This is a genomic window from Cohnella phaseoli (genome assembly GCF_003386235.1).
Classification (GTDB): Bacteria; Bacillota; Bacilli; order Paenibacillales; family Paenibacillaceae; genus Cohnella; species Cohnella phaseoli.
Genome location: NZ_QRDZ01000006.1, coordinates 177,145 through 189,882, shown reverse-complemented (window position 1 = coordinate 189,882; position 12,738 = coordinate 177,145). Strand labels below are relative to the sequence as shown.

Genomic DNA, 12,738 nt, shown 5'->3' with positions numbered 1-12,738 from the left:
CAGCCGACTCTCGCGGAGACTAACGAGCCAATGTCGTACAAGAGCGCCTAGTTTTCGTAGAATAACACATTATCAGGCTCGCGTAAGCCTTTACAATTAATAATACGTATTCCGTCTGTAGACCTATGAGACAAATCCGGGGGAGGCGCCTTCATGCATTTGCTGCGTTCAGTAGGGGCAAAATTGCTCATCTTATTTTTTGTTTCGACGTTCCTGTCCGTTCTCCTTGTCGGAATGATCTCCTATGGCAAGTCCCAGACCATCATCGAGGGTAAAATGAAAGCTCTCTCACAGACGACCGTAAGAGAAGCGGGGGAGAAAATCGGCCTGATGCTCAAGCAGTTCGAGGATATGTCTCTCCAATTTTCGACGAGCCGCGAACTGCAGCAGCAGCTTGCTGCCGTCTTCGACGAGACGGCGGACCCCGCCGACGGCATGAAGGCGAAAATGTCGATTCAAGACGCGCTGAATCAGATCGCCCGCACGAACTCGCATATTAAGGCAATTTCCTTGTTCGATTCCGCCGATGAAAACAAGACGATCTCGTCCGTATCCGCCGGCCTGATTCGGATAGACCGGGATTCCGCATGGTACGGCAAGGTTACGGGCATGAAAGGGACAGCCCTATGGCTGCCCATGGCGAAGGACGGCTATACAGGCTTGGCCAAAGGCAATCTGTTCGGGCTGTCCCGAATGATCGGCGGCTACCTTATCGTGTTCGAGATCGACGCCGCCCTGCTGTCGCAAACGCTGGAAACGATCCGCTTCAGCGAAAGCTCGGGCATGATGTTAACCGGAGAAGACGGGAAGGTTATGCTCTCATCGCAATCCGCAGAGACCGGACAGACGTTGGATCCGGCAGCTGCGTCGTCCGATCTGCTCATCGTCTCCGAGCCGCTGAAAAAAACCGGATGGACGCTGACCGGCATCGTGCCGCTCCGCGAACTGGTATCGGAAACGAAGTCGATTCGGAACGTAACACTGCTGGTGTGCGCTGCGGCCGCCGTCGTCGCGGTTGCGATCGGCTATCTGATGCTGCTTCATATCGGCAAGCCGCTGCTGCGGATGCGCAACCTGCTGAACGAAGCCGCAGACGGCAATCTGGATGCGCGGCTTGGCTTGCGCAGAAACGACGAAATCGGGGAGGTTGCGGCCAGCTTCGATACGATGATGGAGCGCATGAAGCGACTGATCGAGCAGACTAGGCAGTCCGCGGATCGGGTGCTGGATACCGCGTCCGGCTTGCTGCTGGTCTCCCGGGGCACGGCGGCGGCTTCCGGCGAAATCTCCGCGGCTACTGAGGAAATTACGCAAGGCTCCGCTCAGCTTGCCGCCGAAGCGGACCAATCGCGTCGCCTCGTCTCCTCGATGCAAGAGGATTTGACCGCCGTCGTGGACGCGACGAACGAGATCGGACGCGCTTCCGCTGAAGTCAAGGACGCCTGCTCAGATGGCAATGCATTTATGAGCGACATCGTACGCTCGACGATGGAATCCGAAGCCTCCATCGACAGACTCGTGAAACGGATCTCCAATCTTGAGACAAACACGGGAGAAATGCGTAACATCGTCGACCTGATGAACCGGATGGCCCAAAACACAAAAATTTTGTCCCTGAACGCCGGCATTGAAGCGTCTCGAAGCGCGCAGGCGAGCGGCGGGTTTAAAGTCATCGCCGGGGAAATGGGACGTCTGTCCGACCAATCCCGGCTCTCTCTGGCGCAGGTCGGAGAGTTGGCGGAGGCGATTCGCGAGGAGGTGGGCCAAGCCGTCGAAGCGCTTAGGCTCGCCCTGCCGCTGCTGCAATACCAGATCGGCTCGATCAAGACGGCGGACGGCCTCTTCGCCAAAGTGCACGAGAAATCGGAGGCGTTCATCGAACGCGCCGAACGAATCAAGCAAAATATCGAGCTGCTGGAACGCAAGCAGGGTGAGCTAAACGGCTCGATCTCCAACGTGGGCAGCTTCTCTCGTCAGGCCTCGGCCACCTCCGAGCAAGTCGCGGCGCTTAGCGCAGGACAGCTTGAATCGAGCCGCGAGGTCGTCGACGTAGCCAAGGAGCTTGAGATGCTGTCCTCGGCGCTGCAGTCCACGTTGAGCGGGTTCAGGAAGGTCTGAAACTATCGGTTGTACAATAAAAGGTATCCCCGGGCGTCAGTACGCGACCGGGGATACCTTTTTTGCAGTTGCGGGATTCGTTTAACGAACGTTGCTCTAACTTTTATTCGGAATACATCCGGCTGATTGCGCTCCAGCTCTGACCCGGCTCAAGGCGGATCAGGCCGGTTTGCTCCGCAGGCAGGTCGACGTTCGGCGCGTTCACCATGCCGGTCTGCGGCTCCGGGCAGAAGAAGCTGCCGCTCGCTTCCCCGTTGTACACCATCCAATGCTTGTAGGCGTCGCCGACCTCGTAGACGAAGCGTGCGTCCGCGCGACGGTCGTATAGCGTCATGGCGTTGCTTCCGTTCTCGTTCGCCGCCGTGTAGTGGTTGTCCATCGACGCGAAGTAAGGATTGCCCTTTCCTTCGCGCAATTGCCGCTCTCCTTCGTCCAGAGGCAGCAGCTTGCCGGTCGGCAGCATCCGTTCATTCAGCTCCCAACGCTCGCCGAAGGAAAAGCCGCACTCCAAGTCCTGCACCAGGCTGCCTTGCACGAACGGCGCGTTAACCGTCGTATGGAAGCCCAGCATAAACGGAATCGCTTCTTCGCTCTCGTTCGTCGCATCGAAACGGTGCGAGAGTCCGGCGTCCGTCAACGTAAACGTCATCTCCAGCGTTACCCGATGCGGGAAAAACGCATAGCCGGGCTCCTTCTCGTCAAAGCGCAGCCGAACGATCGCAAAGCTCTTCTCCTCCGAGCTGCCATAGTCGACTAGCTCCCATTTGGAGCTGTAAACAAAGCCGTGCAGATGGTTGCCGGTCGACGGCTCGTTCACCGGAAAATTGTATGTACGTCCGTCGAATTCGAACGCTCCGGCATCGTAGCGGTTCGGCGGGAACAGCACGGGAACTCCGTGCACCCACGGACGCTCGACGAATGCTGCCCAATCTCCCGCCTCGGGCTCGCGAATAAACCGAAATCCCCGGTCGTCGTCCCTGAAGGAAATCAGATTGCCGCCGATTCCTGGCAATACGATTGCCGAATATTTTCCATATTTCAAAAAGATCGCCTGTTCGCTCTCAAACTTGCCCAGCTTTGCCTCATGCTGCGTCATGCCGCTTATCCCTCCGAAAAATAGTCATTGTAATCGAGTATATAAGCGGCAAGCCTGGGCGTCAACCTAAGGCGTGTATGCATACTCCGAGGGCAGCAGATGTTGAGCGGGTTTGCATACACGCCCTAGCCGACCAATTCGTCCAAGCCGCGCACGACCAGATTCGCCGCGCGGAGAATGTCCGCTCGGCCGATTCCGACGACGCGCATGCCCGCGGCAAGCGCGGCCTGAACGCCGGCCTCGGCGTCCTCGAACACGACGCAATCGGCCGGCTCCAGCCCAAGCTCCTTGCAGCCGACGACAAACACCTCCGGATCGGGCTTGGCGCGGGATACCTTCGTCCCGTCGACAATCGCGTCGAACAGCCTCGCGATGCCCACTCTGTCCAGGATAAACGCCGCGTTTTTGCTTGCGGAGCCGAGCGCTATTTTAATGCCTCTCGCTCTTAGCTTATGCAAGTACTCCTTGGCTCCGGGGAGCAGCTCGGCTTCGTCCATCCGGCGAATGTACTGTAAATATCTTTCGTTTTTCTCCTCGGCCAGCCTCAGCTTCTCCTCTTCCGTTAGCGTAATTCCACCAACCTCCAGCACAATTTCCAGCGATCTCGTCCGGCTGACGCCCTTCAGTCGCTCATTGTCGGCTTCCGTAAATTCGAAGCCCAATTGCTCGGCAAACCGCTTCCACGCAAGATAATGGTACTTCGCCGTATCCACCAGCACTCCGTCCAGATCAAACAGCGCGCCCTTGAAATTATCCAGCAAGTCCGTCCCCCCTTTCCGAGCTGCCGTAGCGGAAAGTCAACTCGCTTCCCGGTTCCGCCTCGCGCTCTTCCTCTCCGACGCGAATCGGCAGGGATGAACGGTTTGCGGCAGCGGCGCGGACAATGACCTCTGTCGGCGTTACGGTAACGAACAGACGCTGATCTTTAACGCGCATCGGCAGCGAAATCGACGACCACCCTTGCGGCAGCGCAGGTTTCACCACCAGAGCCCCGCGGTGCAAACGCACCCCGGCAAAGCCGAGTACGGCGGCCATCCATGCGCCTCCGTTCGCAGCCGGGTGCGTTCCGCCGATATATAGCGTCCCGACATACTGCTTGGATTCGCCTGTCAAGTCGATCGTCGCCGTCTTCATAAAGTAGCGGTAGGCCCAATCCGGCGCCCCGATGTCCGACGCGACCAACGCGTAGATACAGGAGCTGAGGCTGGAACCGTGTTCCGTCCTCGGCTCGTAATACTCCCAGTTCGCCCGCTTCGCCTCCAGCGAATAATCGTCCTTCAGCAGATGGAGCATCAGCACGACGTCGGCCTGCTTCAAAATCTGCGTCGTTGTCGCCAGCCCGCTGCTGCCGCCCAAATATTCGTTTTTGTCCAGCACTCTCGACTTTAACGTCGGGAGATCGACGTCCTCCAGTTTCAGATAACCGTCAAACTGCTCGATAATTCCCGTTCTTGGGTCGGGGCTCGGAACGTACAGCTCGTCGTGCATATGGCTCAATGCGGCCAAATCGTCGATATCGTTCAGCTTATCGACCAATTCGCGATATGCCTCCGGGTACTTCGCTTCCAGCAACTCCAACGTCGCCAGCGCAATGCCGATCGTTCGCTTGGCCATCGCATTCGTGAACGCATTGTTGCCGACTCGCTCATGATATTCGTCCGGTCCGGTAACGTCGAGCAGTTCGTACCGCATTTTCTCCTTTTTATAGTAGGAATACGAATAGAAAAAGCGAGCGCATTCGAGAATCGCCTCCGCCCCGCCGTCCAGCAGTACGCTTTCGTCTCCGGTATACTCGTAATACTGCCAGATGCCGTAAGCGGCGTCCGCGCTAATATGGATCTGCTTATCGCGAAAATACGTCCGCATCGGACGGTTCGTAAACACATCGGTCACATTAAACAGCGTACAGGCGTCGTCGCCCGTCTCCTGGCTCTCCCAAGCATAGAAGGCGCCGCGGTACCCATACTCCTGCGCCTTCCTGCGGGCGCCCTCCAACGTATGCACCCGATACATGACCAGATTGCGGGCGACATCCGGTTGACTGTACAGAAAAAACGGCAGCATAAACATTTCCGTATCCCAAAACACAGCGCCTTTATATACTTGACCGGACAATCCGCGAGCGGGGATCGACAATTTCTCGGAATGCGTCGGCGCGATGATATGCAGCTGGTACAGACTGTAGCGCAGCGCGAACTGCGCTGCCTCGTCCCCTTCAATCGTTACGTCGGATTCCTCCCATTTGTTCTCCCATTCCGCTTCGTGCTCGCAAAGATGATCCTCGTATGTCGATTCCGCCGCGCCCAGAGTCCGGCTCACCGCTTGCGCCAACGCGGTTTGACGGTCATCGCCGGTAACGACGCTAACGTATTTCGTAAAAGAATATGTCTCTCCCGCCTTGCCCAAGAACGTTGCCCTTCTATAGATTGACGAGCCTTTCCGTTCAAGCTGCTCCGACTGGGGAGCCTTTTCCCACCTGACGGTCTCGGCGACGACGACCGCCCTGCGCAATTCGTGCGTTACTGCAGATACGGCCACGATGCCGCCGGCAGAGACTGTCTCGGAGTCCTCCAGATGGGGTCCGTTAATATCCCACACTTCGCCGTCGATGCCCGTAAGCACCGTAAACTCGCCATCCTCCGAAACTCGCAGCTCCATCTTCATCAGCAACAGGTCAAGCCGCTTCATGCTGACGAATCTCTGGGAGCGAACCTCGACCCGGCTGCCTCCTAAGCTTGCGAATACCGTTTCTCGACAAAACGTCGCATTGCGCATATTCAGCGATTGCCCGTGCGATTCATAAGCCGACGACAACAAGCCGAGCGGTTCGTCCCCGCTGTAATACCGCGTAGACAGTCCGTTCGGCGCATTCACAGGCTCCCTCCACAGGTCGCCGACTTTGTCGTATAGGCCGGCCAGCGTGCAGGCCGTTAACTGCTCCCTCTCGAACTCCTCCAAAGTTCCCCTGTAACCTATAGCTCCGTTGCCCAGCATATATTTGTTGCCATTGGTCGCGATCCTGCCCGGATCGAATCCCGTCTCTTCCACAATCCAGCTCAAATAAGCTCCCTCGCCTTCGACTTCGAATGTACCTTCCATTATGAAGCCGGACGTTAGGAGCCAAAATGAGCGAAACTATCGAAATGATGCTTATTTCAATGCACTTAACCAAGCTGCAATCGCTTCGACGATCAAGTCGAGGTTCGATTTCCCGTCCGCATTGAAATAAGGGGGCCGATTTCGAAAATAGTCCGGGTGTTTGCCGACGATCGGCACGCCGATCCAGCTTGCCGGGGCATGCTTGTCCTTGCGCCAGACGGGCAGCGACCGGTTTATGCCCCAGCCTCCGTAGGAGCCGATGCGAGAAACGATGTCCGGCGATCGCCTGAAGGAGTCTCCCTTCCATCTACCTTCCGCATGGATCGAAAGCACGCGATGCTTTAATCGCTCAGGAATGCGGCACCTGGGTGAGCCGATTTTAACCGCAAAGCAGGACGCGCTTGCCCCGCTCGCCATCAGCGTCGCAGCGGCGTGGACGGCGGCAATGCCGCCCCCGCTGTGACCGACAAGCACCGTCGTTCCGACTGTGCCCGCTATGTCAGCCTTGCCTCGTTCGCGCCGAATCTCTGCCAGCGTCCTGCCGCCTCCGATTGAACGATCGAGCTTGCCTTCTCTTCGCCTCATATCCGCCCGGATCTCCCAGAGCTGCGCAAGCACGTTACGACTCCAGTCTCCGTAAGGATACAGCAGACAGGATCGTATCTCGGCCCCGCCGACCGCTCCCGCCTGCCCGGGCAACGCCGCATAACGCAGCCTTCGTTCCAGCGCAAGCCGCAAATCCTCCATAAAGAGAGGAGCCGTCGCCAATCCTGCCAACAAGTATAGTTCGACTTTATTTTCCGCGTGTTCGCTCATAATTGTCCGCATAGACGATCCTTTCCATATCGGAAGGATGGGTGTCCCTGAACCACTTGACCAGCAGAGGCGGATTGATGTCGCTCAGCGCAGCCACCGCCATCTTCTGATTCATCGTCACCGACCCTTCCGCGCTTCCGATCAATTCCACCGCATACCGGTCGGCGGCCGTCTCCGCTTGTCTTGACACGTAGTTCGACAGCGGAAGCGATGCGAAGGAAATCATCGAGACGATCAGCAGCGCAAGCGGCAGCGCATTCATATCCGACAGCGACCGAATCCCCCAGCGGCTGCCCCGATTACGGATCGCCACCCGGTAAATCCAGCCCCCGATCGCGAGCAGCACGAACGAGGAGCCGACAGCGCCCACGGCGCTCCATTCCAGATGATGCATGACGTAATGCCCCATTTCGTGCGCCATGATCAGTAAAATCTCCGGTTCGTCCAACCGCTGCAGCGTCGTATCCCACAGCACGATTCGCAGCGAAGAACCGATGCCGTTGACGTACGCGTTCAAAGCGTTCGTTTTCTCGGACATGTCCACCTCGTATACCCGATGCGCGGAAATGTCCGCTTTATCCGCAAGCTCTAGAATGGCCGCTTCCAGCTTCGGATCGGACAGACGAGTAAAATTGCTGTACAGCGGATCGATCACGACCGGCTGTACGTACATCATGAACAAGGTGAACGGAACGGACAGCAGCCACAGCTTCAGCCACCATCGTCCGCCCCGGGAGACGATCCAGAACGCGACTACGGATACGGCCAACATCGTCGCATAACCGATCCCGAACGCGATCAGTTTGTCTCTCAGCCATCCTTCCACCGACTGAGTCGAGATGCCGTAGGCCTTCGATAAGTTGTAGCCGATAACCCGCAGGGGAAAATAGAGCAAGTAAGCGGACCCCTGGACCATCAGCACATAGAGAGGAAAACGTATGTAAATCGGAAGCCCGCGTTCTTCAAGCATCACTCTCCAGCGACGCGCAAGTCCGCTTGCCAGCATCATGAAATAGACCAGCCATTCCCACGGACCGCTCATGAAGAAAATCCAATTGCGGGCCGCATTTAACCATTCGCTGTTCCTAAGCTGGTGTGAGGTAAAAAACGTCGTAGGATCGGCAGCCGTACCCCGGTACGCCTCCGGAACCTGATTCGGCATCGTGTACCACACGTATAGAGCAACTGCGATCCCATACCCGATAAAGAGAAGCGAATACTTCAAGAAAGCGGAATGTCTGCGAAAACTCATCTTTTCCCTCCTTCGCCCCGGCTCGAGCCTTCAATTGCCGATATGAAGATTATAACATTTCCTACTGTTGGATAACCGCTCGGCCATAACCCGCTTTTCGTAAATAGTCATTCCTTCCCTTCAACTTGTCCACTCCCATCGCTTCATTCCTGAATATGCTAGTCCAAAGCGCTAAATAAATTCTAGAAACTTCAGGGAGGTGCGATCTCGTCTTGTACCAAGTTTCTATACGCGGCACCGACCGCGTCATGTACGTCAATCCGAAAGACCGACGAGGCGGCCGGATGATCAGATTCAGCGGCTTGTCCCAGCCGCGAGTCACGAATTTCTGGAGGCATTCCGTTAACGCGCTCAAACCCTCGCTTGTCGTGGATGCGGGCGTTAACTACGGTGAAGTCCTCCTGTCCTCGGAATATCCGGTCGATACCGTTATCGCGGCAATCGAGGCTAACGAAATGCTGCTGCCCTATTTGGGCCGCTCTATCGAGGAGCATCCGAATGCCTCGCAAATTCAGATTGTGCACGCGCTCGTATCCGACGAGGATAGGGAGAAAGCTTCCTTCTTCGTCAACAAGCTTCATTCCGGATTATCGTCGGCTCATCCCGAATACTCCAAATCTTCGCGGCAAGTGGAGCTTCCCACGACGACAATTGACAGCATTTTCAAGGACAGAGACGTTAATCGGGACACGTTGCTATTCAAAATGGATATCGAAGGCTACGAGTGGCATGCTCTGCGCGGCATGAAAAGACTGCTGACGCAATGCGGAACGGTCGTCGGATGTATCGAATTCAATTTCGCTTACCTGCACAGCAAAAATATCGATACAGCAGAGTTTCTCTTCTATCTGAAACAGAGTTTCGTCGTCTGTACGGTAAACAGGCGCGGTCAGCTCATCGAATTTACCGATCCCGTCAACGAGGTGCCCAAGTACTTCGCGCTGGACAAAGGCTGCAACGATCTCATGCTGCTGTCCCGAAGGGACCTGTTCGATCTGCTGAAGTAATCGGCGACACTGACAAAGAACAGGAAGCCGCGCAGAAAGCTGAACGTATGCTTTCCGCGCGGTTATTCGTTGTTTAAAGAGCGGCCGTTCAGGCTCGCTTCGCTTCCAGCAATTGCTTATTGTGAAGCACGTGCGGATCTTGAGGCCGATATTTGCGCGCTTCCTCGTTGTGACGATAAGCGGCATCCAAATCCCCGAGATAATAATAACAAACGCATAGCTGCAAGTTCGGATACCATGTCCGGTACGCTGGGTAGCTGAAGCTCCACTGGGTATTGTTTTCAGGAATCCGGATCGCCTGTTCATACCAGTAGGCCGCCGTCCTGTACACTTGCCGGCGTTTGAATTGATCGCCTATCCGGCTTAGCGCTTCAGGCCGGGGACTGTCGAACCGAAACGATTGAAACAGCGCCGTTAATTCATTATCTTGATCGTTTAAGTACCGGTAACAGTCTGCCATGTTAATGCAGGCGTTAATTTTATCCTCGACCCACCCCGTATTAAGCTCGATATTCCTCTTGTAGCTCTCGATCGCTTCCGCATAGTGCCGGTTATCCTTCAGCTCGTTCCCGTAGTAAAAATAATCGCGCGCGGTAAAGGGATCTCCCCGTTCAAGCTTCATTTTATAAATATTCAAATTTCTGCTGACGGAATGCTTGATCTTGCGATGGGTAATCGCGATATCGGAATTAACGATCAGCCCCGTGACTTCCAAATAGTTATGGCAATCTCCCTTCCATTGAAAATCTCGGGATCGTTTAATTAGCCTGTTTCGGCGATATCTCAGAGTGACGTTGCCGAAGCTGTCCTCCCCCGCATTATAGAACATCGACACCGAGTCGACCGCCGGATCCAGCATCTCTTTAAGTTTCTTGAATTTATGGCGGTCTTCCTCAAGAATGACGTCATCGGCATCCATGTAAAGGATGTATTCTTTGGTCGCATAGGAAAAGGAGGCGCTGCGGGCTGCGGCGAAGTTACCGGTCCACTCGTAGAAAAATACCCGATCCGTGTATCGGCGGGCGATGGCAACCGTCTGATCGGTCGATCCGGTATCGACGATATTGACCTCGTCGACCAGATCGCATACGGATTCCAGACAGCGGGCCAGCACGGCTTCCTCGTTCTTGACGATCATGCAGAGGCTGATTGAAACCACCGTATAATTTCCCCTTTCGCATCGAGAAAAATTTTTTCAGTCTGGCGGTCAGGCCAAACGGCAAAGACAGGATATGCTTCCGGGAAAGAGAAAGGCATATCCTGCTTGTCGGTTGAGGGCTATCGGATTACTGGAAATTTGCGACGTTCATATATCTGTTGCTTACCGTAACGGCTGCCGCTCCGAGTCCCGTTGCCGAGTATGTGACTTGAACGGAGTAATCAACCGTAGCGGTGCTCGGCGGATTATCGACAAACGTATAACTGATCGGTTGGATCTGGCTGCCTATGGCGAGACCTGCGCTTGCGTACTGAATCGTTTGAACAGGCGTGCCGTCCCTTTGCAATTCAAGCGTGACCGTCAGGTTCACAAGCCCTAGAGTGATGACCGAGTTTACCTGAATCGCATAATCGATTTTCACATTATCCGCAGCGGTTACAGGCACGTTGTTCACTGTCATGGTCGATAGCGGAGTATTATTGGACAATGACAACGTTCCGGCGGCTCCGGTTGCAAACAGTTCAGGCAGCGGGCCAGTTGGGCCTGTTGGGCCGGTTGGACCGGTTGGACCAGTTGGGCCTGTTGGGCCGGTTGGACCGGTTGGACCTGTGGCTCCTGTCGCGCCTGTTACACCGGTTGGGCCTGTCGCTCCCGTCGGACCGGTTACACCCGTTGGACCTGTTGCTCCTGTCGGGCCTGTCGCTCCTGTCGGACCGGTTGCTCCCGTTGGACCGGTTGCTCCCGTTGGACCTGTTGCTCCTGTCGGGCCAGTGGCTCCTGTTGGACCTGTCGCTCCCGTTGGGCCAGTTGCTCCTGTTAGGCCTGTTACACCCGTAGGACCTGTTGCTCCTGTTGGGCCTGTCGCTCCCGTTGGGCCTGTTACTCCGGTCGAGCCGGTTGCACCCGTTGGACCGATGACTCCTGTTGGGCCTGTTGGGCCTGTTACACCAGCCTCACCAGTTGCTCCTGTCGGGCCTGTTACACCCGTTGGACCTGTCGCTCCCGTTGGGCCTGTCGCTCCTGTCGGACCGATTGTTCCTGTCGGGCCAGTTGCTCCCGTTGGGCCAGTTGCTCCTGTTGGACCTGTCGCACCCGTCGAACCGGTTGGACCTGTTGAGCCTGTTGCTCCTGTTGCTCCTGTCGGACCAGTGGTTCCCGTTGGTCCTATCGCTCCAGTCGGACCGGTTACCCCTGTCGGGCCAGTTGTACCTGTTGGACCGGTGGCTCCCGTTGGGCCAGTTGCTCCTGTTGGGCCTGTTACACCTGCCTCACCAGTGGCTCCCGTTGGGCCTGTCGCTCCTGTTGGACCTGTTACACCCGTAGGACCTGTCGCTCCTGTTGGACCTGTTACACCCGTAGGACCTGTCGCTCCCGTCGGACCGATTGCTCCTGTCGGACCAGTGGCTCCCATTGAACCGGTTGGACCTGTTGGACCGGTTACTCCCGTTGGTCCTGTCGCTCCTGTTGGACCTGTTACACCCGTAGGACCTGTCGCTCCCGTCGGACCGATTGCTCCTGTCGGACCAGTGGCTCCCGCTGGACCGGTCGCTCCCGTTGGGCCAGTTGCTCCTGTTAGGCCTGTTACACCCGTAGGACCTGTTGCTCCTGTTGGGCCTGTCGCTCCTGTCGGGCCTGTTGCACCCGTTGGACCGGTTGCTCCTGTTGGGCCTGTCGCTCCCGTCGGGCCTGTTGCTCCCGTTGGACCGGTGGCTCCTGTCGGACCGGTTACTCCCGTTGGGCCTGTCGCTCCTGTTGGGCCTGTCGCTCCCGTCGGACCGATTGCTCCTGTCGGACCAGTGGCTCCCGCTGGACCGGTCGCTCCCGTTGGACCAGTTGCTCCTGTTGGGCCTGTTACACCTGCCTCACCAGTTGCTCCCGTCGGGCCTGTTGCACCCGTTGGACCGGTTGCTCCAGTCGGGCCAGTTGTACCTGTTGGACCGGTGGCTCCTGTCGGGCCGGTTACTCCGGTCGAGCCTGCAGCTCCTGTTGGACCCGTTACTCCTACTCCTGTTGGGCCTGTCACCCCCGCCGGACCTGTCGGACCTGTCGGACCTGTTGCTCCTGTCGGACCGGTTACTCCAGTCGGGCCAGTTGTACCTGTTGGACCGGTTGCTCCTGTCGGACCTGTAGCTCCTGTTGCGCCGGTGGCTCCTGCTGGACCTGTCGCTCCTGTCGGGCCCGTTGATCCCGT

General features: G+C 56.8%; 9 protein-coding genes. 2 read left to right on the top strand and 7 right to left on the bottom strand.

The genetic code is table 11. The annotated features are described in order from the left end of the window. Window positions 1-153: 153 nt before the first annotated feature. Window positions 154-2,118 (top strand): methyl-accepting chemotaxis protein, encoded by a 1,965-nt coding sequence (locus tag DFP98_RS10005; protein WP_116060438.1) that lies wholly within the window; start codon window positions 154-156, stop codon window positions 2,116-2,118. 103 nt (window positions 2,119-2,221) lie between these two features. On the opposite strand, the gene DFP98_RS10000 is transcribed toward DFP98_RS10005, so the two are convergent. The 5 genes from DFP98_RS10000 to DFP98_RS09980 form a co-directional block, all read right to left on the bottom strand. After that, entirely contained in the window at window positions 2,222-3,214 is a 993-nt protein-coding gene (locus DFP98_RS10000; RefSeq protein WP_116060437.1) for an aldose 1-epimerase, read from the bottom strand. Window positions 3,215-3,339: 125 nt separating this feature from the next. After that, window positions 3,340-3,972, bottom strand: a complete 633-nt coding sequence (gene pgmB, locus DFP98_RS09995) for a beta-phosphoglucomutase (protein WP_425455528.1) — start codon at window positions 3,970-3,972, stop codon at window positions 3,340-3,342. Next, complete coding sequence (locus DFP98_RS09990; protein WP_116060531.1) at window positions 3,965-6,274, bottom strand: glycoside hydrolase family 65 protein; 2,310 nt, start codon at window positions 6,272-6,274, stop codon at window positions 3,965-3,967. Before DFP98_RS09990 ends, pgmB begins: the two co-directional genes overlap by 8 nt. 90 nt (window positions 6,275-6,364) lie before the next feature. Next, the gene (locus DFP98_RS09985) at window positions 6,365-7,129 is read right to left on the bottom strand and encodes a hypothetical protein (protein ID WP_147310158.1); all 765 of its coding nucleotides are present in this window, start codon (window positions 7,127-7,129) and stop codon (window positions 6,365-6,367) included. Continuing rightward, a complete protein-coding gene (locus DFP98_RS09980) occupies window positions 7,107-8,381 on the bottom strand; it encodes a M48 family metallopeptidase (RefSeq protein ID WP_116060434.1) in 1,275 nt (424 codons plus the stop codon). The genes DFP98_RS09985 and DFP98_RS09980 overlap by 23 nt, the downstream gene beginning before the upstream one ends. Before the next feature lie 212 nt (window positions 8,382-8,593). On the opposite strand from DFP98_RS09980, the gene DFP98_RS09975 reads away from it, so the two are divergent. Further along, a complete protein-coding gene (locus DFP98_RS09975; RefSeq protein WP_116060433.1) occupies window positions 8,594-9,388 on the top strand; it encodes an FkbM family methyltransferase in 795 nt (264 codons plus the stop codon). Between the two features lie 88 nt (window positions 9,389-9,476). Here the strand turns inward: DFP98_RS09975 and DFP98_RS09970 are convergent, their stop codons facing one another. Together DFP98_RS09970 and DFP98_RS39710 are read right to left on the bottom strand one after the other, a co-directional pair. After that, a complete protein-coding gene (locus tag DFP98_RS09970; RefSeq protein WP_116060432.1) occupies window positions 9,477-10,547 on the bottom strand; it encodes a glycosyltransferase in 1,071 nt (356 codons plus the stop codon). A 127-nt stretch (window positions 10,548-10,674) separates the two neighbouring features. After that, window positions 10,675-11,040: a hypothetical protein gene (locus tag DFP98_RS39710; protein ID WP_246016478.1), complete on the bottom strand. Its 366-nt coding sequence runs from the start codon at window positions 11,038-11,040 to the stop codon at window positions 10,675-10,677. Window positions 11,041-12,738: the final 1,698 nt, after the last annotated feature.

Bases quoted from the DNA above. Each gene is read 5' to 3' on its own strand.
- DFP98_RS09980 (WP_116060434.1), bottom strand. From the start codon at position 8,381: ATGAGTTTTCGCAGACATTCCGCTTTCTTGAAGTATTCGCTTCTCTTT.
- DFP98_RS09985 (WP_147310158.1), bottom strand. From the start codon at position 7,129: ATGAGCGAACACGCGGAAAATAAAGTCGAACTATACTTGTTGGCAGGA.
- DFP98_RS10005 (WP_116060438.1), top strand. From the start codon at position 154: ATGCATTTGCTGCGTTCAGTAGGGGCAAAATTGCTCATCTTATTTTTT.
- DFP98_RS10000 (WP_116060437.1), bottom strand. From the start codon at position 3,214: ATGACGCAGCATGAGGCAAAGCTGGGCAAGTTTGAGAGCGAACAGGCG.